Here is a 21,495-nt window from a genome sequence, read left to right on the forward strand (position 1 = left end):
TTAATTTTTAAAACCGTGGATTGTTTTCTAGCAGGGATTTCGGAATACAGTGTGTCAATTTGTCACAAATTTCCGGATGGTATAAATATTGAGAAATTCTGAATGTAAATTGAAATTAAAAATTTAGAAAAAATATAAAATATTATGAGTAAAATAATTGGAATTGACTTAGGAACCACCAACTCTTGTGTTGCCGTAATGGAGGGTAAAGACCCTGTAGTTATTCCTAATGCAGAAGGAAAAAGAACTACACCTTCAATTGTAGCATTCACAGAAGATGGTGAAAGAAAAGTAGGAGACCCTGCTAAAAGACAGGCTGTAACGAATCCAAAAAAGACAGTATATTCTATCAAAAGATTTATTGGAACTCATTTTAAAGATGACGGTAGCGAAATTGCAAGAGTGCCTTATGAAGTAGTAAGCGGACCTAATGATACCGTAAAAGTAAAAATTGACGATAGAGAATATACTCCACAGGAAATCTCTGCCATGATCCTTCAGAAAATGAAGAAAACGGCTGAAGATTATCTTGGACAGGAAGTTACAAGAGCTGTAATCACGGTTCCTGCTTATTTTAATGACGCTCAAAGACAGGCTACTAAAGAAGCAGGTGAAATTGCAGGCCTTAAAGTAGAAAGAATTATCAATGAGCCTACCGCTGCAGCATTAGCGTATGGGTTAGATAAAAATCACAAAGATCAGAAAATTGCGGTATATGACCTTGGAGGAGGTACTTTTGATATTTCTATCCTTGATTTAGGGGATGGCGTATTCGAAGTATTATCTACCAATGGAGATACCCACTTAGGAGGTGATGACTTTGATGATGTGATCATCAACTGGATGGCAGATGAATTCAAATCTGAAGAAGGAGTGGATTTAAAGGCGGATGCTATTGCTCTTCAAAGATTAAAAGAAGCTGCTGAAAAAGCAAAAATCGAATTATCATCTTCTTCACAAACTGAAATCAACTTACCATATATCACAGCTACGGCTACAGGTCCTAAACACTTAGTGAAGACTTTAACCAGAGCTAAATTCGAGCAGTTAGCTTCTGATCTGGTAAGAAGATCTATGGAGCCGGTTGCAAAAGCTTTAAAAGATGCTGGATTATCAACTTCGGATATTGATGAGGTAATCTTAGTAGGTGGTTCTACAAGAATCCCTGTGATTCAGGAAGAAGTTGAAAAATTCTTCGGTAAGAAACCATCTAAAGGAGTAAATCCTGATGAAGTTGTAGCGGTAGGTGCAGCTATTCAAGGAGGAGTTTTAACAGGGGATGTGAAAGATGTATTGCTTCTTGACGTTACTCCACTTTCTTTGGGTATCGAAACGATGGGTTCAGTATTTACTAAATTGATCGAAGCGAATACAACGATCCCGACTAAAAAATCCGAGGTATTCTCTACAGCTTCTGACAACCAGCCGGCTGTAAGCATCAGAGTAGGACAAGGGGAAAGACCAATGTTCAATGACAATAAAGAAATCGGTAGATTCGATTTAACGGATATTCCACCTGCACCAAGAGGGGTTCCTCAAATTGAAGTAACTTTCGATATTGACGCGAACGGTATCCTTCACGTATCTGCAAAAGATAAAGGAACAGGTAAAGAACAGTCTATTAAAATCCAGGCTTCTTCAGGTCTTTCTGACGAAGAAATCGAAAGAATGAAGAAAGAAGCTCAGGAAAATGCTTCAGCGGATGCCAAGAAGAAAGAAGAAGTTGAGATTTTCAACAAAGCAGACGGATTAATCTTTCAGACTGAAAAGCAATTGAAAGAATTCGGAGACAAGCTTTCTGCTGACAAAAAAACAGCCATCGAAAGTGCAGCTGCTGAATTGAAAACTGCATTCGAAGCTAAAAACGGAGATGAGGTAAAAGCTAAAACAGAAGCTTTAGATGCAGCTTGGATGGCAGCATCAGAAGAATTGTATGCTGCAGGACAACAAGCTCCGGGAGCTGATGCAGGAGCTCAGAATCCAGGTGGAAATGCAGGAGGTGCTGAAGATGTACAGGATGCAGACTTCGAAGAAGTGAAATAATAGTTACATAAAGCTAATCAGATAGAAAAATCCCCGGGCTTCGCCCGGGGATTTTTATTTATTCAAATCAATCTTATTTAATTTTGGAATCAATCTTCTCTATTTCTTTTCTATAAAACTCAACTTCTTTAAGAGTAAGCTGATGATAACCTTCTTGAATAATGCTTTCTAATTGTGCTTTGGAAACATCATCTTTTTCTTTTAAAAGTATATCTCTCATTCCTATGATTTCTTTTGCGGAATAAATTTCATCTCTTAAGAAATCTGCAATATTTTGCCGGGAACCTATACATCCCATTTTATAATTCATTATTAAAGGGTTTTCAGCATAAAATTTGTAGATTTCAAGGAAGCGTTTATCATTTCTTTTGAATAATTCCTGACTGGAATAAAGTTTCAATGAATTACTTCCATTTTTTGCAAAATAAAAAAGATCGTCATTGTTAGCCACTTCTGAAAGTTTTTTAAAATATTCATAAATTTTGCTTTTTTCTCCAGCTATCCCAATGCGTGAGGATTCCGCATGGGAAATAGTATCCAATGGTTTAGCAAAATTTTGAACCTTTTCTGAAATCTGAGCATTAAAAAGACAAGCTTGCAAAAAGAATGTAAAGGCTATTTTCATTTTCATACGCTAAATATAATAAAATCCCCGGGCGAAGCCCGGGGATTTTATTATGAAAATTTTATTTTTTGTCAGAATCTATTTTTCCTATTTCCTGCCAATAGAATTTCAAATCATTTTTTGTCAGGTTTTTATACTTCTCCTCAAACTTCCTCAGCTGTTTGTTTTCAAAATTCTCTAATGCATTGTTGCTTTCATCGTTTTTCCATTCTTCTACCAGCGAGAGCATTTCCGTAGCGGTTTTCATGGCTTGCTTCAGATGTTGTTTTATATCTTCATCCGATACTTCACTGCCATACATATAAGGTAATGAAAAAGGGTTTTCTGTATAGAATCGGTAGATTTCAAGAAAGCGCTTATCGTTTCTTTTAAGTAATTCCCTGCTTGAATAAAATTTTAATGATTTGCTTCCGTTTTTGGCCAGATAAAACAGCTCATCATTGTTGGCCGCTTCAGCCAGCTTTTGAAAATACTCATAAACTTTACTTTTCTCTGCTCCTACTGTTATATATTCTGATTCGGCGTAAGCAATAGTATCCAATGGTTTAGCCAGCTTTCTGACCTGATCTGAAATTTGTGCATTAAAAAAAGATAAGGAGAATAAGAGTGCAAAAGCAATGTTCATTTTCATGGCTGCAAAGATAAAAAAACTCCCCAAAACTTATGTTCCGGGGAGCGAGTCTTTTCAAATTAAATTTTATTTACCAAAGAATATTTTATCCTGTTTCTGCTGATCATTATAAATAAGCTGAAAACTTACGGGCATATATTCATAAAGAAGCTTCCAATGTTGTGTCTTGGCATGCTTTTTAAAGCTCTCAAATGATCGTACAAATAGGTTTTCGATCATATCTCTCACATATGAATTTCCATTTCGGTAAATCCAGTCCATTAATTTGATATGATGGGCGATGAGATTAATCTTTGATTCCTGTAGAAGATCCTTTAAGTAATTGATTGTTGCCTGCATAATCCCCGCAAAATTACCTTGTGTTGATAGTTGGTTGATCTCATTTCGAAGTGGGGGATAGAAAAATTTTAAATACTCGATAGCTATTTTTTGATTAATAGTTTTCATTTGTCCGTTCATCATAATTTTAATTTTTCAAACATTACTAGTGCCGCGAAAAGTGTACCAAACTTATAAACTGGCAGCAAGAATAAATATTCCGGTGATCATAGTGATATGTGTTGTCAATATCCAGGTATGGTGTCTGGAATTGGACTTTTTTACTCTTTTCAATCGGAGAGTTTCCTGATTTTTGGTTCGTATTTTTGTAATGAATGTATTGAAAAATGTAATGAAACTACATTTCTGACTGATAAGTCTGTCCCGGATAGATTCCTATAGATTATAGGAGTATTTTAAAAATGACTTTTTTGCAGTTCTCGTCACAAAATGTGGTAAAGTTGTCCAGGAATAGAGGATATGTTATGGAAAGATGTTGAAAATAAAAAAGCTGTCAACACCCGACGACAGCTTTATTGTGTTTTTACCTTCTTGCTATAATTGCAGTTGGTTTATTTTGTGAGTGCAAAGATGTAATATTGTATCCGGTTTTAAAAGGTTTAAAACAGACATTGAATGGTAAAAAACGGACACTATTGCTCTTTATAGGAGGTAGATGTTTCTCCTGTATGCTTTTTAAAATATTTAACGAGATTGGTAGGTTCATTAAAATGAAGAGAATAGGCAATTTCTTTTATACTAAGCTTTTCGAATAATAAAAGACGTTTTATTTCGATGATGACCCTGTTATCAATAAATTCTTTAGCTGATTTCTGAATGGAAGACTGGGTGATCCTGTTTAATGTTTTAGGCGTAATGGCCATAAGGGAAGCATAAAAATCTACACTCCTTTCCCGGGAAAAATGTTTTTCAAGCAATTGCTTGAAGTGGTAATATTGGGACAAATAATGATGATTGGGAATATGCTCATTATTCCTTTGCTTTTGTCTTTCCGCGTAAATTAAAAATAAGCTTGTCAGTTTTTGCAGACTCTCTTCTTTCACAAAAGTATCCATTGATGAAAGCTCTGCCTGCAGTAACAGGAGCAATTGCAGCATCTGAGAAAATATTTCAGGTTCCGGCCGTATTAAAGCACTGGGAAGGGTGGTGTCAAAAATAAGTGTCTGATTGAGAAAAGCAAGTTCGTTAGCTTGTTTGCGAAAGAAATTTTCGGTGAATAAGAGGAGGTACCCACTAAATTGAGGGTTTTTCTCATATTGCTGAATCTGGCCCGGAGCTACAAATAGTATAGTTCCTTTTTCGAGGGTGTATTCTTTGAAATCTACAAAATGTTTGCCTTTTCCTTCCGTAATAATGAATGCAACATAAAAATGTATTCTTTCCGTTTTGCCAAAATAAGTAAATGTTGACAGCATTTTAAAAAAGCTGTCCAGCTCCATAATTTCACATTCATACGGAGCCTTTGCCTGATTAAATCTGATATTTTTAATAATCCTTTCCAAATAAATGCTAGCAGAACAAAATGGGATTTTAATATGAAAGCCGGATCAGTACTTAATATTTTGCTGACTGAAGAGTTGTTTTGTCCTTTTCTACAGTTAGATGAAAGAGGTTGGCATAGTCATCTTCAGCAATATGATCAAAAGGTTTTTTAGCTCCAAAAGCTTCCAGGGTTTCCAGAATAGTATTGGAATGTCCCACAATAATGATGTTTTTTCCGGAATATTTCGAAAGAATTTCTTCTACCAGACTTTTGATATTTCTCGGATCATAAGGGGTAATTTCTATTTTATTCAATAAAGCAATGGGTTCTGCAGTTTGCTGTGTTCTGTGGAAAGGAGTGGAATAGGCAGCAGAGAAATTCACCTTATTCAGTTCTTTAAGTAATTTTTCAGCCCGTTGTTTTCCGGCTTCACTAAGGTTCGGATTGGCATTTCCCTTATCACTAATATCTTTTTCTGCGTGTCTCACAACATAAACATGAGTTGCCTGTGCCTGCATCATGCTGAAGGAAAAGAGAAATAAGAAGACGAATAAAAACTTTTTCATGGTAGTAAAAACCAGGCTTTATCTGGCTGTATGCTAAAATAATAATTATATCCTAAAAACAAATACCTTAATGAGTTTCTTGCTGTCTTTGAAGTTTACAGCTATATTTGTCCCCTCAAAAAAATTAAAATGTTCTCAAAAATTATAGTTCACAGAGTAGGTAATAAAATCAATGGAGAATCCCTAATTCTTTCTCAGGAAGAATTGCAGTTAGATGAAGGTATGGCGGAATTGCTTGAAAATTATTTTCTGGGTTCTTTCAAATCAGAAGAAACCTATCAGTTTTATAGTGATTCTTACCTGGTGAACAATCCTGTTTACAGTGCTGTATCTGAAATTTTTGAAGATAAAGCCAAATTCCTCTGGGAATCTGAAAATATTGCAAAACACCTTTTTGAGGCTGCCGAGAACCCAAGAGTTCAGGGCGGTGAATTATTTATCGTGTATTTTGAAGGAGATGGAGAAGGAGATGAAAAAGTAGATAAAATCGGAATCTTTAAAACGGAGAAAAGAGATTCGTTCTTAAAGATATTTCCTCAAAATGAAACTTTTGAATTGGAAAAAGACCAGGGAATCAGTCTTTCTAAAATTGATAAAGCAGCTTTAATTTATAATAATGGTAAAGAAAGCGGCTATGTGCTTTCCGTTGTGGACAATAACAAAAATGGAGACATGTATTATTGGTTTGAAGACTTTTTGAAAGTAAAACAGCGTGATGATGAATACTTCCATACCCAGGAGGCACTTATGGTTTACAAAGACTATATTACCAAGCAGCTTCCACAGGAATTTGAGGTTTCAAAAGCAGATCAGGCAGATTTTTTAAACAAATCCATCAACTTCTTTAAAGAAAAAGAACAGTTTAATCTCGATGAATTTACCAATGAAGTATTAGGAGATGAACATGTTATTGAAAGCTTTGTGAATTTCAAGACCGATTATGAGCAAGATATGCAGATTAATATTGCCGAAGAATTCCCGATTAACGAAACTGCCGTGAAAAAATCCCAGCGACATTTTAAAAGTATCATCAAATTAGATAAAAACTTTCATATCTATATTCACGGTGACAGGCAAAAGATTGCTCAGGGACAGGATGAAAAGGGGAAATACTATATGTTGTATTTCGAGAAAGAGGATTAACCTCTGATTACCAGGATTATGTCTTGATACTAATACGGAAAAAACGAATAACTCTAATGCTTATATTAGAGTTATTCGTTTTTATGGCGTTGAATAATTGATTCAAAAAAATGAATATCGGGGTTATTGATTGTGGAATAAAATAACAATCTGTTATAATTTTTTTGCTGTATTATCCTAAGCTTCAATTGATCATTGGATAAAAGATTGTAAAAAAAGAAAATATATGAATGAGGTTTTAGATTTTTGTGGTATCTAAAGTATGGCTTACCATCATAAAACTTTAAAAAATTCGTTATATTTGATAGATTTAAGTATTATATGAATTTTGTAGAGTGTCATGAGGAGCCTATCCACATTCCGGGGTATATACAAAGTTTTGGTTATCTTATTGGCATCGATGCAAAATCATACACCATAACTTTTTTCAGCAGGAATATTTCGGATGTTTTTAATATTGAAAATGCAGAACAGATTTTCAATAAGAAAATTACAGATTTTCCTGAAAGTTTTCAGAGCATTATAGAATCTGAAATCTATACTTCTTTAGACAGATTTATCCGGAGAAAAAACGAGACGTATTTTGATAAAATTATGATCAATGGTAAGGAATACCATTTCTCTGTTTTTCGAAGTGATGATCATATATTTTTAGAGTTTGAAGAGGTTCTTATCAATCCGAACAAACGCATATCCAATAAATATGATAATTTCTATTTTATAGAAGATGCGCAGGAAATATGGGACCAGCTTTTAGGCACTTTGTCTAAAATTATAGATTATGACCGTCTAATGGTTTATAAATTTATGATGGACGGTTCGGGAAAGGTGATTGCTGAAAAAAAGAAAGAGAATATGGAAAGCTATCTGGGGCTGCATTACCCGGAAACAGATATTCCCAGACAGGCAAGAGAGCTTTATCTAAAGAAAAGAAAAAGGATTTTCAGTAATGTGCATGCAGAAACAATTCCGATTTTAAGCAGAACTAAAGATCCCATTGACCTTACTTTTACTGCTTCACGGGGGATGTCTCCTATTCATGGACAATACATTAAAAACTCGGGGGCTTCATCAAGTTTCAGCGTTTCTATTATCATTGATAACCATTTGTGGGGATTAGTGACTTGCCAGAATACGGAACCTAAGCACATAGATCTTGAAGACAGGGTGCAGGCGGGAATTTTTACAGCACTGGCATCCAATGCTTATTCCTCATTTAAATCCAAGAAAGAGCTGAATTACCGTTTGGAGCTGAATGAAAAATCATCACGGTTAAAATCGGAATTTCTGAAGCAACACTCTTTATTTGACTCCCTTGTTGAAAATAAAACAGAAATTAAAAATTTACCGGAAGCAGATGGCTTGGCCATTGTTTTTGATGAATATATTGTTACAGAAGGAATCATTCCCCAACGTAATGCTCTTGACAATGTAATAGAATGGGCTTATGAAAATGTAAAGGACAATATATACATAAGCCGTACTTTCCTTAAAGATCATGGGGATGATTTAGGACTGGATGAACGTACAGCCGGTATTATCATTTATTTTATAGAAAAAAGTAAAAATGAGATGCTGATCTGGTTCAGAAAAGAATTTGATGAGCATATTGACTGGGCCGGAAATCCTGAGAAAAAAGTTGAGGTTTTGGTTCAAAACGGAGAAGAAAAACAGATTGTATCGCCGCGAACTTCCTTTCAGTTGTTTACTGAAAATATAAAGGGAAATTCAAAAAGATGGAACTCCGGAAATATAAGTGCTGTACATGCCATTCGTGATGTAATTCTGGAAACATCCCATAAACAGTATACTGTTATCAAGCGTCTTAATGATGAATTGAAAAAAGTGAATGAAGAGCTGGACAGCTTTTCATATACGATTTCCCATGACCTGGGAACTCCATTGACTGTGATGAAACTGAATGCGCAGATGCTGTTGAATAATCTTACCGATGGTTCGGAAAAAAATAAAAATAAAATCAACGCCATTATTGATGAGATAGACAGTATGGCTGAAATGATGCATGATGTTTTACAGCTGAGCCGGGCAAAGTACAGCGAAATACAATTGGAGGGTATTAAAACCAATGCCATGATTCAGAAAATCTCTGAAAACGCCAAGATTACCTTTGACAGTCCGGCAAGTGAAATTATCATCAGGGAATGCCCGGATGTTCTGGCAGATAAAACCATGCTGCATCAGGTCTTTTTAAACATCATTAACAATGCCGTTAAATATTCTTCCCATAAAGAACAGCCTAAAGTGGAAATTGAAGGCAGGGAAGAAGAGCAGTCTATTATATACAAAATTTCGGATAACGGAATAGGAATCCCTGAAGAAGAAAAACACAAGATGTTTAAAATTTTCAACAGACTGGATAATGCTAAGAAATTTAAAGGGAATGGAGTGGGGCTGTCCATTGTCCATAGAATCATGAAAAGAATCGGAGGAGAGGTAAGCTATGAAAGTGGGAAAGAGGGGACGTCTTTTATTTTAACATTTAAAAAGCCCTATCTTTGAAGAACTCTTTAAATCTTATGATGGTTTCGGAATATCTTAAACAAAATACTGCAGAATACCACGACGCTGCCGAAAAGTTATTTAACTCTGAAAAAATTTTTAATAAAACATTCACCTTAGAAGACTATAAAAAGATTATTCATATTAATTACCTGATGCTTTTGCATTCTGAGGATAAGATATTCAAAAGTCTTTCTTACAGGTTTTCTGAAAAACTTCAATTGAATCAAAGAAGGAAGCTGCCTTTGATACAAAAAGATCTTAAAAGCCTGTCATTGCAAAACAGAACTGCCACTTATACCCTGGAAATCGAAAATGAGCATGAAGCTTTAGGGATGCTGTATGTGATTGAGGGCTCTACTTTAGGAGGAAATGTTATTGCCAGACAACTTTCCAAAACGGAAGGCTTTGATGATATTACATTCAATTTCTTTGGCTGTTATCAGGAAAATACAGGTTCTATGTGGAAGGTTTTTAAAGATGTTTTAGACTCAGAAGTCTCTAAAGAAAATTATGAAGAGGTCCTGTCAGGAGCTAAAAAAATATATACATTCCTGCTAAACGTTAATTAAATCTTTTCCCTGTTTATCTTCAATTTTTTTCACTTGCAATTAAATTCCTTAAAAATTGCTCAACTTTTCAATAATTATTAAATTTGGAAGTCAAAAATTTAGACCGGACGAATTAAATAAACAAATAAAAAAGTATACATTATGAAAGTAACCGTAGTAGGTGCAGGAGCTGTAGGAGCAAGTTGTGCAGAATACATCGCAATGAAAAATTTCTGTTCAGAAGTAGTTTTAGTAGATATTAAAGAAGGTTTTGCCGAAGGTAAGGCAATGGATCTGATGCAAACAGCATCATTGAACGGATTTGATACTAAAATTACAGGAACAACAGGAGATTACAGTAAAACTGCAGGTTCTCATGTAGCAGTGATCACTTCAGGGATTCCAAGAAAACCTGGAATGACAAGAGAAGAATTAATCGGAATCAATGCAGGAATTGTAAAAGAAGTTACTGAAAACCTGGTAAAACACTCTCCTGATGTTATCATCATTGTGGTTTCCAACCCAATGGATACTATGGCTTACTTAGTACACAAAACTTCAGGCCTTCCAAAACACAGAATCATCGGAATGGGTGGTGCCCTTGACTCAGCAAGATTCAAATACAGATTGGCTGAAGCTTTAGAGAGTCCGATTTCTGATGTAGACGGAATGGTTATCGCTGCCCACAGTGATACAGGAATGCTTCCATTATTGAGCAAAGCTACAAGAAACGGAGTTCCTGTAACTGAATTCTTAAGCGAAGAAAAGCAACAATACGTAATTGAAGAAACTAAAGTAGGAGGTGCTACTCTTACTAAATTGTTAGGAACTTCCGCTTGGTATGCTCCAGGTGCAGCGGTGTCTGTAATGGTTCAGGCAATTGCATGTGATCAGAAGAAAATGATCCCTTGTTCTTTAATGCTTGACGGTGAATATGGAGAAAGCGATATCTGCTTAGGTGTTCCTGCGATCATCGGAGCAAACGGTGTTGAAAGAATTGTTGATATTACATTAACTGAAGAAGAAAAAGCAAAATTTGCTGAAGCTGCAAAAGCGGTGAGAGAAGTGAATGGAGATTTGAAGTTTTAATCTGAACTTTATATAAAAGACTCCGGCGCGGCCAAAGGCCGCGCCGGAGTCTTATTATCCAACAAGTTAGCTTTATTGTAATTTACTTTGTTCTATTTATAAAACTAGTAACAGCATCTACAAACTCTGTATTTCTTTCATAGTAAAGAAGATGTCCCCCGTCAATAGCGACAACTTTCTGATTGGGAAACTGAAAGTGTTTGTAATGATTGGTCCCTACAGCTTTATCTTTTTTTCCTGTGATAACTAACACAGGAATATTGATGTTTTTTGTAAGTGGGGTATAATCGTAGTAATATTCCGGATATTCCTGAGGTTTTGAAATAACGGCCATCCCAAAATCAATGATTCTTGGATGCAGGGAATCTATTTTGTCCATTTCTTTGATGGTTTCGATATCACTGGTGAGAAATTTATATCCCATCCGTTTTGAACGCAAAGATTGGCTAATTGCAGAAAGTTCAGTAGAAAGACTATCTTTAGGGATGGCTCTGCTTTTTTGCTGAAGAAGCTCATTCCCATATTCAATTTGTTCTCTCACAGATTCATCATTAAGAAAATGGAGCGTAACGTTGGCTAAAATCAGTCCTTTTATGTTCTGAGGATATTTTTTTGCATAATTTACAGCAATGATTCCTCCAAAAGAATGAGCCACCAGATATACTTTGTCGAGATGAAGATGTCGTCTTAATTCTTCAATGTCTTCAACCATTGTATCCAGATGATAATTATCTGACTTTCCGGATTCCCCAGACCCTCGTTGATCCATATAGATCATTTTCATATTTTTCTCAAGGCTGTTACCGCCTAACAATTCAAAAGAAGAATATCCTTGTCCGGGACCTCCGGGAATATAAATGCAGGCCTCTCCATGCCCTGAAACTTTTTATTTAATAGGAATCTGATCTGTTGATGTCTTGAAAAACCCTTCAGACTCTAATTTTCTACTCGTTTGGGCTGAAATGAGATTCACGAATGTGAAGAAGAAAATAAATAGGAAGTTTGTTTTCATATTATTATAACAACTGAGAAGAAAGATTTATTACTAAAGATTTACAGTATGGTTTCCGGAAAGTTTCAGCGCGGCCGAAGGCCGCGCTGAAACTAATATGCAGATGAGACTAACTTAATCTCTTGAATATCGTTCGGAACAGTATATAGTATCTTACACCAACGTCTTCAGATATTTTACGAGGGTTGAAAAATGGGGCTATTGGTTTTTACTGAACGGGTAATATGCGTAAAGCCAGCTTTTATTTGGAATTACTCACTTGCACCACATTTCCTGAACATAATGAATTGTTTTAACCCAATAAAATCTTTTTTGTTATTCAGGGATTGAATATAATCTGATAAAAGAGCCAATCCTTCTTCCCAAGGTTCATTATTGAACAGGCATTCTCCTGTTATAGTTCCGTTAGAGTCAGATATATATATTTTTAACCAGTTTAATTTGCTATTTTTCAGTTTTTGAGAAATCTTATCTTTAAGTAGTTCAAATAAGAATTCATTTTTCGGTGGACCTTCCCAATCCCCTTGCAGAACAGTATTACCAAGTTTTGGATGCCAGAGTGTATGATGATATTCAAAATCGAGCTCCGGATCATGGGTGTCAGAAAAACTATCAATGATAGGTTCAAAGGTTGTATTCAGATAATTGTTTAAAACAGAATCTATTTTTTCTTCAACGGTATTTCCTATTCCTACTATATTTTCTGCTATGCCATCAGGAAAATAGGTCGGGTGAATGGTAATGATCATCAAATGCATCAGTAGAGGATGATAATCTGGTCTATCCAGTATTACAGTGGCAATTTCAAGTTCTGAATTAATGATTAGAGCTAGATATTTGGAATGCCATTCTACTTCATAACCCTTGTCAATTAGCCTGTTTTTTAAGGTATCCAAAAGGAGAACATTAGGATCTGATTGTGGTTGTGCAGATTCTTTTGTTTTAGATTTGTTTTCTGTATTCTGTTTTTTCTTTAAAAAGTCAAAAAATCCCATATTAATTTTTTATTTTGATTGCGATAAGCTTTTTCAGGTCTTCTATTAGAGAATTGTCTTTAACCTCTATCCTGATTCCACGTCCTTCTGCATACTTTTTAGCAGTTGTAAGTTCTTCCTTAGTAGATTCTGCAATAGTACTATTGCTGATCTCCTCTATTGAGCGGTCACCAAAGACAAAGGCAGCCTTGAAAAAATGATTTCTTGGGAGCAGATAGAGGAGTACTCTTTTTTTATCACTGATTCTGAAACTCCATCCGAACTTTTGTCCTGAAAAATGCCATGCATAATTAGCCTCAGGAAAGGCATTTATTGTAAAGGAGAAGAGCTCTTTCCAGTATACATATTTTTCTCCCAAAGCTTTTTCAAGATCAGATTCAGTGGGTTCAATAGATTTATCTGTAAAAATGCTGGTCATTAACTGTAGAATTTTGTTGTTTGAAAGGCTTTCAAAAATAGGATTATTTCGTTACAACGATACATCCTTGTTGTAACAATTTTAATTCAGTTATTTCTATTTCATACCATATGATTTGTATGACGTTAAATATTTGTTGAGTAGCTAAAATAAAAATCTCCCACAGAAGCTGTGAGAGACAAGTAAAATATATGAAATTGACAGTTTTTTTTTAATTATTAAAAACACTGAAAGCGCCTTCTGTAGCTGAAAAGAAATTATTATATATTAATTCCGTATTTCCCACACGAACTTCATAAATATCTTCCCTAAGTGCTTTTACAAGATCATTCGCCACATCTGAAGCCGGAATTCCATTTTCTCTACCTCCGATTCCTACGGAAAGATCAGTATTTACCAATGGTGGCATCAATTCGAAAACTTTTATTTGGGTGTCTTTTGCCAATTCATATCTCAACAATCTGGTATGGGAATGAAGTGCTGCTTTGGAATCAGAATAAGTAGGGACATGAGAACCCGGCACAAAACCTACGATAGACGAAACATTGACGATAGCTGCTTCGCTGTGCTGTTTTAATAAAGGAAGGAATTTTTCAGTCAGCCTGATCGGTGCAAAATAATTGGTAGTGAACTCATCCACTGCTTTGCTATACATATCGGCATTTTCTGAAAGAGTGTATGTATAAGCATGACCGGCATTATTGATCAGAATATTCAACCCTCCGAAAGTTGTTTTTACATCTTCGTACAGTCTGTTGACGTCAGATTCATTTGTAATATCAGCCTGAATGGTGAAAACGTTTTCTAAGTCTTTGGCTGCCTTATCTAATTTTTCTTTGCTTCGTCCTACAATGATGATTCTGTTAGACGGACTTAAAGCTTTTGCAATTTCTAAACCGATGCCGGAGCCCCCGCCGGTAATCAAAATGGTGTTGTTGATAATGTTCATAATAATTTGTTTGTTTTTATATTGTACTATTTGGTACAAAATATGTTAAAAAAATTTATTTTAATAAGGTAAGATTCATTTCAATCATAGCCCGAAGGATTTCAGGAGAACTTTCCATACGTCTTGTTACGTGGATACCATTCCAAAGGTTGGTTAAATGCCAAGCCAGGATTTCAGGATCTTTATGCGTGTTCAATTGTTTCTTTTCTTGAGCTTTTTTAATGGCTTTGGCAAAAATATTTTGTAAACCTTTTAGTAATTCTGCCGTTATTTTCTTAATGTCTTCATCTTTTTCAGAAAGCTGAACCAAAGCGTTTCCAAGGTAACAGCCTCTGTCAATGTCGCAGTCTTCAGCGTTTGCAAGGGTTAAGAAAAACTGTCTGATAAACTCAATCTGGTCTTCTGATTTTTCAACGGCTTCTGTGATTTTCCGGTTAAAGCTTTCCGCAAACTGTTTGATCGATCGAACATACAATTCCTGTTTTCCTCCTTTGAAAGCCAGATAAAAGCTACCTTTTCCTATTCCCATAGCATTCAGCAATTCGTCTGCAGAAGCAGTGTCGTAGCCTTTGTTTCTAAAGACTTCGGTGGCTTTTTGGATCGCTTCCTGCTCGTCGAATATTTTAGGTCTTCCTGCCATTTTTAATTTTTGATGAGACAAAGATATATAATTGTACTGTTTAGTACAAAATAAAAATTCAAATATCTTTTATAGTTTTTGTCAATTAAACTTCGAAACTCATATATAATGCTGTTTCCGAAGAGTCATTATATAATTTTGTATGGATGCCTGTAAAAAGAAAGCCTGCCTTTTGATAAAATTTAATAGCAGGATAGTTGGTATTTTGGGTTTCCAGCTCAACAATTCTGCATTGCAGTGCTCTTGCTTCCCGGTTAACACTTTTAATCAGCAATCTTCCGATATCCTGTCCTCTGTATTTCTCACTGATAAGCATATTCTCTATAAAAAGACTGTTGTTCCACGCCCTGAAGTCACAAATGACCCAGCCGATTAATTCATCATTTTCAAATGCACCAAAGGAATGTCCCTGCGCAATAATTGCATTCAGCTCATCTATATCATTGGAATTGGTTTCCCAAACTTTTCTGTAATGCTGATTTTTTTCCCTGATATTAAATTCAAAAGAATTCCCGATTTCAATGGCAGAAATCACAAAAATCTTATCGGTCTCATAACCATTGAGTCCCCAGTTGAGTGTTGGATTATAAAGTAATTTTTCTAACTTTCTAATTTCCATTATATATAAGAACTTTAATATTAAATTTAGTTTTTACAGAGCCTTTTCAGGAACGTAAATTTTAATTTCAGTTGTTCTCTCCAAAAGTGTTAATGTATTTATTTAATCAAATTTAAATAAAATTTCACACCGCAAAACCTTTAAAACCTGTAAATTTGTTACCAAATAAAAAAATTACCGGATGCTTAGGAAAATTTCAATCGCAGCAGCTACTTTTTTGTCTGTGATTACAATCAATGCTCAGAAGAATAGAAATTCTCAATTGGAAAGACCTAAATTAGTAGTAGGTTTAGTGGTGGATCAGATGAGATGGGACTATTTGTACCGATATTATAATAAATATGGTAAAGATGGCTTCAAAAGGCTTCTAAACACCGGGTACTCTTTAAATAATGTTCATATCAATTATGTTCCTACAGTTACTGCTTTAGGACACACTTGTATTTATACCGGATCCGTTCCTGCGATTCATGGGATTGCCGGAAATGACTGGACGGATAAGGAGACTGGAAAAAATGTGTATTGTACTACAGATGAAAATGTACAACCGGTAGGAACAACGAATGCCAAAGTAGGAAGTCATTCTCCGAAAAACCTTTGGTCTACAACGGTGACGGACGAGCTGAGACTGGCTACCAATTTCCAGGGAAAAGTGATTGGAGTTTCCCTTAAAGACCGTGCTTCGATTCTTCCTGCAGGACATACTCCTACAGGTGCATTCTGGTTTGATGACTCTACAGGAAATTTCATTACAAGTACCTGGTATATGAATGATTTGCCACAATGGCTGAAATCTTTCAATTCTCAAAATCTTCCTGATCAGCTGGTTGCCAATGGATGGAATACTTTGCTTCCTATCAGTCAGTATACAGAAAGTTCTCCGGATAATTCTTCATGGGAGGGGCTTTTAGGGAGTGCAAAGATGCCTACTTTTCCTTATAGTAACCTCGCAAAAGATTATCAGGCCAAGAAAGATAACATCAGATATACACCTTTCGGAAATACTTTGACCTTTAAGGTTGCAGAAGCTTCCGTGGAAGGAGAAAAGTTGGGTAGTGATGATGTCACCGATTTTCTGGCGATTAACTTGGCTTCAACAGATTATGCAGGACATAAATTCGGACCGAACTCTATTGAAGTGGAGGATGTTTATTTAAGACTGGATCAGGATTTAGCTCAGTTTTTCAATTATCTTGATGCGAAAGTAGGTAAAGGAGAATATATGGTTTTCCTTTCTGCGGACCACGGAGGTGCCCACTCTGTAGGATTCCTTAAAGAACATAAAATAGCAACAGGATTTTTCGGTGAAGGAATGGAAAAAGATATTAACCAGAAGCTGAAAGATAAATTCGGAGTAGATAAACTGATCAATGCTGTAGACAATTATCAGATTTATTTTGATAGAAAATTAATGAAAGACCATAAAATAGAGTTGGATGATCTAAGGGATTTTACCATCCGTGAATTAGAAAAAGATCCTACCGTTTTATATGCGGTTTCCGTGCAGGAAGTTCAGGAGGCTACAATTCCGGAACCGATCAAGCAGAGAATCATCAATGGTGTTAACAGGCAGAGAAGTGGCGATATTCAGCTGATTTCTCATGATTCCATGCTTCCACCGTATTCCAAAACAGGAACTACGCACAGTGTATGGAATTCTTATGATTCTCATATCCCGTTGATATTCATGGGTTGGGGAATCCGGCAGGGTGAAAGTAATAGGCCGTATGATATGACGGATATTGCTCCTACCGTTTCTTCCTTACTAAAGATACAGTTCCCAAGTGGGAATGTCGGAAATCCTATTACCGAAGTTATTGGAAAATAATTATACTTAAAAAAAACATTCCTTATCGAGGAATGTTTTTTTTATGATCTTATAAGCTGTTGGATTTCTTTCTGATATTTTCGGTTTGTTTTCCTTATATTCAGGATAAAATATAAAAGAAGGATAATCAGGATTATTCCAATGCCAATGCATATAATCGTGAGGATATTATATTGTTTTTTGATTTCCCGGCTTTTCTTTAGAGTTTCCTTGTTGTGGTTGTTGATGATCTGGTTAATAGAACTCAATTCATTTTGTTCTCTTTTAAAACGCATTTCAAAATGCTTTTTATTGTATAACTGATATCGGGAGGGGTTTCCCATAGCAAGATAATTATCCGCCATTTCCTTATAAATTCCTTCATTAAGGATAATGTCTCCCGTATTTTTGCTGAGGTTTTCAGATTGTATTAATAAGTCTAAAGCTTTTCGATTTTCACGTTTCTGTTTATATACTTCGGCCATACCTTTCAGTGCGAAGGCTTCAAGGCTTTTAGCCTGTACTTTTCTGGCATAATCTGCTGACCGGATGAAGGCTTCTTCAGCTTTATCTCTTTGAAATAAATTCAGATAACAGTAGCCGATGTTGTAGTAGACCACACTCATATTGGCATAAGTTGTCTTCTTTTCCTTTACCTTTTCAAAATTTCTAACGGATATCAGAAATTTTTCCAGGGCAATTTCAGAATTCCATTTACTTTTGTAGATCATCCCGCGAATGGCATAACTTCTGCCCGTCTCAATGTGCTTTTCCGGCGCGTCATCCGGTAGTTTTTTCAGGTATCCGTCTGCTTCATTCAATGTTTCGAGACTTTTGCTGAAAAGCTGCATTTGCTGGTATTGAATGGCAACGGAAATTAAAACACGGGTCTGTATTTTCAAATCATTAGACTTTTGTGCCAATTCTTTTGCCTTTAATGTATAAAGAAGGGATTCGTCAAAATTTCTTTTGGCAATATTGGCTGTCGACATAAGCATATACAGCCTGATCGACATATTGATGTCATTTTCCTTTTCCAGTAATTTTTTGGCAATATGGATAGCATGATCCGGGTTGTCATAAATTTCCAAATTAGCTTTTTTAAGCAAGGAATCATCAGAGACTTTCTGCCCATACAGCGGAAGCTGACAGACTAAAAGAAGAAGGATGATTTTTATAACTGATTTCATGAGGCCTTATTTTTACTGATTTCCTGAATATAGGCATTAGGTGACATTCCCGTAACAGATTTAAATACTGTTGTGAATGCACTGTGTGACGAAAATCCTGAGAACTCCGCAAGATAGCTTACCTTGTAGTTAAGATAAGTGGAATCGGTTTTTAATAAATGAGCAATATGGTTGATCCTTAGCTCATTAATATATCCGTTGAAATTTTTCCCCTTACTGTTATTAATTACTTCTGAAAGATACTTGGTATTAATCTCCATTTGGGCGGAAAGAGAGGAAAGGGACATGTTTTTATTCAGGTAAAGTCCGGATTTCTCCCATTCATTAAGCTTTTGCAGTATTTCAAATTCTTTTTCCTTTGAAATCTTGTTACTTTCCGTGCTTTTCTCTGTCTGAATAACACCTTCATTACTAATAGAAGAGATGAGTTGTGCTCTGTTTTTTTGTTTTTTAAAGAAATCGAACTGTTTTTTAAGGTCTTTTTTTCTGCGGGTTTCAACTAAGAAATAAATGATCAAAAGCATGATGATCAGGAGAAATATAGATGCTAATGTCCAGAATTTTCTCTGCTCATTTTGTTTTTGAAATTCAAGGTTTTTATTTTGATTAGTCTCTACCAGCTTTATGATATATCGTATTCCTTCTTTGTTATTGGAATCCAGCTTAGCTTTTAATTCTGCATACAGTTTATTGTAATCGTAATATTTTTCGTCGTTATGCAGGGCAAAGTAATTTTTTGATAATGATTCATAAATTTTTACTTTCAAATAATTATAGGGCAATTTTTCAATCTTTGAAAGCCCTTTTTCCAGAATTTCAACTGCCTTATTATAATCCTCCTTTAAAAAATAATATCTGGAGGAAGCTTCATAAGCAAGGGCAGATAAAAACGGCTGATCGTTTTTCTTTTCCAGGTCTGAAATTACACCCTCAATCAATTTTCTGGCTTCTTCCGGTTTATTTTGCCTCAACAGATAGGTGGTTTGAAAAATCTTGTTTTCAGTACCGATGATTCTATTTTCTTCGTTGTGGTTATCAATATACCGGTTGCTTTTTTCCAGGTTTTCCAAAGCTAATGCATAATTACGGTTGATCCCGAAATTGAGGGCCTGAAGCTGGTAGAGTTCCGCAACAGTTATTTTAAGTTTAGGATCATTACTCGTTAATAACTTTTTACTGGCCAGCAAATCGGATATAATTCTTTGGGATTGATCAAACAGGTCCAAATTCTGATACTGGTCGGCAAGATCATAATCCCCAAAAACCTGCATGAAATAGGAAAGCTTATCTTTCTCTTCATACACTTCCTTTTGTGTGGAAACATTTACAGATTGTACGTAATCTCCCTTCATGGCATAAGCTTGAGAGATAATGTTCTGCAGAATAATTTTGTGTTCGATATTTTGATCGCTGATCAATAAACTTTGAGAATAGCTGATACAATCGTCAGGATCCTGATATAATTTCTGAAAAGCTTTATCTAATAAGATGCTGAAATCAGGGCCGGATTGCCCATGTATAAAAATGGAACAAAACACAATAAACAATATCTGGATACTTTTTTGACGCATTTTGAATAAAAATAATTCAGTTTTTGTTTTTGTTTTTGCGATTTTGGTACAATTTGTCTTCTGTATTTGAGTTTTGCATGTTATTGTTTATTAGGTACTTAATTTTTCAGTCCTTTTAAATTTCCTGAATTATGCAAGTCAAACACTTTCGAAAAGGTAAATATAATATTAATATTGCTCCTGACAATTTAAAATATTAAGATCAAATCTGAGAATAGAGAAAGGATACTGAATTTTTATAAACATATTCCAAATAAAGTAAAAAGTTAGAAGTTAAATTACAAAAGGTCAGTCAAAAAAAGGATCATCTGTCTGAATAAAATCAGGTTGGTTATCCTCCCGGTCAAACGGGAATCATGTATTAACAATTTTTTGTGAAAGGGGAAGATTCACAGAATTTTAAATTCATAAAACAGTAAAATAAAATTAGGCACACTTTAATTTAAAAGACTTGACCAAAAACTCGCAGATTTTCTGCGAGTTTTGTTTTTTTATATATTGATAGAATCAATATTTGTATATAAATCTTTGATTTGAGGAATAAGGTGTTATTTTTGTTTTAAAATAATAATATGAATATTCAATTAAAAACATTACTCGCGAAGAAAATAAATTTATTTTTCGCAGCAGGTATCCTGTCGATGACAACATTTCATGCCCAATCTTTTACAGTTGAGCAAAAAGCGAAATTTGACAAAAAACAAACTATGCAAATGGTTACCGGTGGTAAGTCTACCATTAAGGGACAAGCTTTTGCAAGAGATAATGAGAGTGGTATTAAAGGGATTGCCGTCCTTAATATGAATAAGAAACAATATGCTGCTCGTGGTACTACTGTTGTGCTCATTCCTTACACCGCCTACTATAAAGAATGGATAGAGGTAAGTAAGAAATATGGTAAACAGGGTAAAGTTGTTGAATTGCCTAAGGAAGCCCGAGAATGCATTCGTATCACACAAGTGACCAATGATGAAGGACAATTTGAATTCACTAACCTGATGCCGGGACAATATCTTTTGTATTCGCAGTTTGGTTATGAGCATACACAACATGCTTCAGAAGTAGTAGGGCGCAGAGATCATTATATAAACAACTCTTATCAGGGCTCTTCGGATATTCTTAACTATTTTACTTATAACGTAAATGCAAGTGCATATGTTGACAAAGTAGTTACTATAAAAAAAGACGGAGATGTGGAACAGGTAAAATTGAAAAAAACATTGTAAAAATTCTTAACTGCTTAATTGACCTGTTAGAATTTTCTTTAATGAAGTTTGATTGTAGACACTTTAAAAGACCATCAA

The 21,495-nt window shown here is 35.1% G+C and carries 20 protein-coding genes; 7 read left to right on the forward strand and 13 right to left on the reverse strand.

The annotated features are described in order from the left end of the window. The first annotated feature begins 144 nt into the window (after window positions 1–144). The gene (gene dnaK / locus BCF58_RS03100; protein WP_121460321.1) at window positions 145–2,043 is read left to right on the forward strand and encodes a molecular chaperone DnaK; all 1,899 of its coding nucleotides are present in this window, start codon (window positions 145–147) and stop codon (window positions 2,041–2,043) included. Window positions 2,044–2,116: 73 nt separating this feature from the next. Here dnaK and BCF58_RS03105 read toward each other — a convergent pair whose 3' ends face one another. From BCF58_RS03105 to BCF58_RS03125, 5 genes are all read right to left on the reverse strand, one after another. Next, complete coding sequence (locus tag BCF58_RS03105) at window positions 2,117–2,674, reverse strand: hypothetical protein (protein ID WP_121460322.1); 558 nt, start codon at window positions 2,672–2,674, stop codon at window positions 2,117–2,119. 55 nt (window positions 2,675–2,729) lie between these two features. After that, window positions 2,730–3,299, reverse strand: a complete 570-nt coding sequence (locus BCF58_RS03110; protein ID WP_121460323.1) for a hypothetical protein — start codon at window positions 3,297–3,299, stop codon at window positions 2,730–2,732. Window positions 3,300–3,365: 66 nt separating this feature from the next. Next, on the reverse strand, window positions 3,366–3,761 hold the full coding sequence (locus tag BCF58_RS03115; RefSeq protein ID WP_121460324.1) for a DUF7674 family protein: 396 nt from the start codon (window positions 3,759–3,761) through the stop codon (window positions 3,366–3,368). Window positions 3,762–4,270: 509 nt separating this feature from the next. Beyond that, the gene (locus tag BCF58_RS03120; RefSeq protein WP_121460325.1) at window positions 4,271–5,140 is read right to left on the reverse strand and encodes an AraC family transcriptional regulator; all 870 of its coding nucleotides are present in this window, start codon (window positions 5,138–5,140) and stop codon (window positions 4,271–4,273) included. A gap of 52 nt (window positions 5,141–5,192) precedes the next feature. Further along, the gene (locus BCF58_RS03125; RefSeq protein WP_121460326.1) at window positions 5,193–5,687 is read right to left on the reverse strand and encodes a phosphoglycerate mutase family protein; all 495 of its coding nucleotides are present in this window, start codon (window positions 5,685–5,687) and stop codon (window positions 5,193–5,195) included. 129 nt (window positions 5,688–5,816) lie between these two features. Here BCF58_RS03125 and BCF58_RS03130 point away from each other — a divergent pair, with 129 nt between their 5' ends. The 4 genes from BCF58_RS03130 to BCF58_RS03145 all read left to right on the forward strand — a co-directional run bounded on the left by BCF58_RS03130 (window position 5,817) and on the right by BCF58_RS03145 (window position 10,990). Further along, window positions 5,817–6,830, forward strand: a complete 1,014-nt coding sequence (locus tag BCF58_RS03130; protein ID WP_121460327.1) for a nucleoid-associated protein — start codon at window positions 5,817–5,819, stop codon at window positions 6,828–6,830. A gap of 321 nt (window positions 6,831–7,151) precedes the next feature. Further along, window positions 7,152–9,350 (forward strand): ATP-binding protein, encoded by a 2,199-nt coding sequence (locus BCF58_RS03135; RefSeq protein WP_121460328.1) that lies wholly within the window; start codon window positions 7,152–7,154, stop codon window positions 9,348–9,350. After that, window positions 9,347–9,922, forward strand: a complete 576-nt coding sequence (locus tag BCF58_RS03140; protein WP_228434717.1) for a biliverdin-producing heme oxygenase — start codon at window positions 9,347–9,349, stop codon at window positions 9,920–9,922. The genes BCF58_RS03135 and BCF58_RS03140 overlap by 4 nt, the downstream gene beginning before the upstream one ends. 141 nt (window positions 9,923–10,063) lie before the next feature. Next, window positions 10,064–10,990 carry a malate dehydrogenase gene (locus BCF58_RS03145; protein WP_121460330.1) on the forward strand — a complete coding sequence of 309 codons (927 nt, stop codon included), beginning with the start codon at window positions 10,064–10,066 and terminating at the stop codon, window positions 10,988–10,990. Between the two features lie 82 nt (window positions 10,991–11,072). On the opposite strand, the gene BCF58_RS03150 is transcribed toward BCF58_RS03145, so the two are convergent. From BCF58_RS03150 to BCF58_RS03175, 6 genes are all read right to left on the reverse strand, one after another. After that, window positions 11,073–11,849, reverse strand: a complete 777-nt coding sequence (locus BCF58_RS03150) for an alpha/beta fold hydrolase (protein ID WP_121460331.1) — start codon at window positions 11,847–11,849, stop codon at window positions 11,073–11,075. 404 nt (window positions 11,850–12,253) lie between these two features. Next, window positions 12,254–12,997 (reverse strand): DUF6348 family protein, encoded by a 744-nt coding sequence (locus BCF58_RS03155; RefSeq protein WP_121460332.1) that lies wholly within the window; start codon window positions 12,995–12,997, stop codon window positions 12,254–12,256. Between the two features lies 1 nt (window position 12,998). After that, complete coding sequence (locus BCF58_RS03160) at window positions 12,999–13,415, reverse strand: DUF3788 domain-containing protein (protein ID WP_121460333.1); 417 nt, start codon at window positions 13,413–13,415, stop codon at window positions 12,999–13,001. A gap of 211 nt (window positions 13,416–13,626) precedes the next feature. After that, a complete protein-coding gene (locus BCF58_RS03165; protein ID WP_121460334.1) occupies window positions 13,627–14,364 on the reverse strand; it encodes an SDR family oxidoreductase in 738 nt (245 codons plus the stop codon). A 55-nt stretch (window positions 14,365–14,419) separates the two neighbouring features. Then, window positions 14,420–15,004: a TetR/AcrR family transcriptional regulator gene (locus tag BCF58_RS03170; protein ID WP_121460335.1), complete on the reverse strand. Its 585-nt coding sequence runs from the start codon at window positions 15,002–15,004 to the stop codon at window positions 14,420–14,422. A gap of 85 nt (window positions 15,005–15,089) precedes the next feature. After that, on the reverse strand, window positions 15,090–15,623 hold the full coding sequence (locus BCF58_RS03175) for a GNAT family N-acetyltransferase (RefSeq protein ID WP_228434718.1): 534 nt from the start codon (window positions 15,621–15,623) through the stop codon (window positions 15,090–15,092). 181 nt (window positions 15,624–15,804) lie between these two features. Between BCF58_RS03175 and pafA the strand changes: the two genes are divergently transcribed. Further along, window positions 15,805–17,451 carry an alkaline phosphatase PafA gene (pafA, locus tag BCF58_RS03180; protein ID WP_121460337.1) on the forward strand — a complete coding sequence of 549 codons (1,647 nt, stop codon included), beginning with the start codon at window positions 15,805–15,807 and terminating at the stop codon, window positions 17,449–17,451. Between the two features lie 41 nt (window positions 17,452–17,492). Here pafA and BCF58_RS03185 read toward each other — a convergent pair whose 3' ends face one another. Both BCF58_RS03185 and BCF58_RS03190 read right to left on the reverse strand, forming a co-directional pair. Next, window positions 17,493–18,620, reverse strand: coding sequence for a tetratricopeptide repeat protein (locus BCF58_RS03185; RefSeq protein WP_121460338.1), 1,128 nt, complete (start codon window positions 18,618–18,620; stop codon window positions 17,493–17,495). Then, window positions 18,617–20,191, reverse strand: coding sequence for a helix-turn-helix domain-containing protein (locus tag BCF58_RS03190; protein ID WP_121460339.1), 1,575 nt, complete (start codon window positions 20,189–20,191; stop codon window positions 18,617–18,619). The genes BCF58_RS03185 and BCF58_RS03190 overlap by 4 nt, the downstream gene beginning before the upstream one ends. A 707-nt stretch (window positions 20,192–20,898) precedes the next feature. On the opposite strand from BCF58_RS03190, the gene BCF58_RS03195 reads away from it, so the two are divergent. Further along, window positions 20,899–21,417, forward strand: a complete 519-nt coding sequence (locus tag BCF58_RS03195) for a hypothetical protein (RefSeq protein ID WP_147462012.1) — start codon at window positions 20,899–20,901, stop codon at window positions 21,415–21,417. Window positions 21,418–21,495: the final 78 nt, after the last annotated feature.

It is taken from the genome of Chryseobacterium defluvii (assembly GCF_003634775.1).
GTDB classification, from domain to species: domain Bacteria; phylum Bacteroidota; class Bacteroidia; order Flavobacteriales; family Weeksellaceae; genus Chryseobacterium; species Chryseobacterium defluvii.

Excerpts from the sequence above, each read along its gene's own strand:
- BCF58_RS03195 (WP_147462012.1), top strand. The coding sequence starts at position 20,899 with ATGCAAATGGTTACCGGTGGTAAGTCTACCATTAAGGGACAAGCTTTT.
- BCF58_RS03165 (WP_121460334.1), bottom strand. The coding sequence starts at position 14,364 with ATGAACATTATCAACAACACCATTTTGATTACCGGCGGGGGCTCCGGC.
- BCF58_RS03125 (WP_121460326.1), bottom strand. The coding sequence starts at position 5,687 with ATGAAAAAGTTTTTATTCGTCTTCTTATTTCTCTTTTCCTTCAGCATG.
- BCF58_RS03160 (WP_121460333.1), bottom strand. The coding sequence starts at position 13,415 with ATGACCAGCATTTTTACAGATAAATCTATTGAACCCACTGAATCTGAT.
- BCF58_RS03115 (WP_121460324.1), bottom strand. The coding sequence starts at position 3,761 with ATGATGAACGGACAAATGAAAACTATTAATCAAAAAATAGCTATCGAG.
- BCF58_RS03155 (WP_121460332.1), bottom strand. The coding sequence starts at position 12,997 with ATGGGATTTTTTGACTTTTTAAAGAAAAAACAGAATACAGAAAACAAA.
- BCF58_RS03135 (WP_121460328.1), top strand. The coding sequence starts at position 7,152 with ATGAATTTTGTAGAGTGTCATGAGGAGCCTATCCACATTCCGGGGTAT.
- BCF58_RS03190 (WP_121460339.1), bottom strand. The coding sequence starts at position 20,191 with ATGCGTCAAAAAAGTATCCAGATATTGTTTATTGTGTTTTGTTCCATT.
- BCF58_RS03105 (WP_121460322.1), bottom strand. The coding sequence starts at position 2,674 with ATGAAAATGAAAATAGCCTTTACATTCTTTTTGCAAGCTTGTCTTTTT.
- BCF58_RS03110 (WP_121460323.1), bottom strand. The coding sequence starts at position 3,299 with ATGAAAATGAACATTGCTTTTGCACTCTTATTCTCCTTATCTTTTTTT.
- BCF58_RS03170 (WP_121460335.1), bottom strand. The coding sequence starts at position 15,004 with ATGGCAGGAAGACCTAAAATATTCGACGAGCAGGAAGCGATCCAAAAA.
- BCF58_RS03185 (WP_121460338.1), bottom strand. The coding sequence starts at position 18,620 with ATGAAATCAGTTATAAAAATCATCCTTCTTCTTTTAGTCTGTCAGCTT.
- BCF58_RS03130 (WP_121460327.1), top strand. The coding sequence starts at position 5,817 with ATGTTCTCAAAAATTATAGTTCACAGAGTAGGTAATAAAATCAATGGA.
- BCF58_RS03175 (WP_228434718.1), bottom strand. The coding sequence starts at position 15,623 with ATGGAAATTAGAAAGTTAGAAAAATTACTTTATAATCCAACACTCAAC.
- dnaK (WP_121460321.1), top strand. The coding sequence starts at position 145 with ATGAGTAAAATAATTGGAATTGACTTAGGAACCACCAACTCTTGTGTT.
- BCF58_RS03145 (WP_121460330.1), top strand. The coding sequence starts at position 10,064 with ATGAAAGTAACCGTAGTAGGTGCAGGAGCTGTAGGAGCAAGTTGTGCA.
- pafA (WP_121460337.1), top strand. The coding sequence starts at position 15,805 with ATGCTTAGGAAAATTTCAATCGCAGCAGCTACTTTTTTGTCTGTGATT.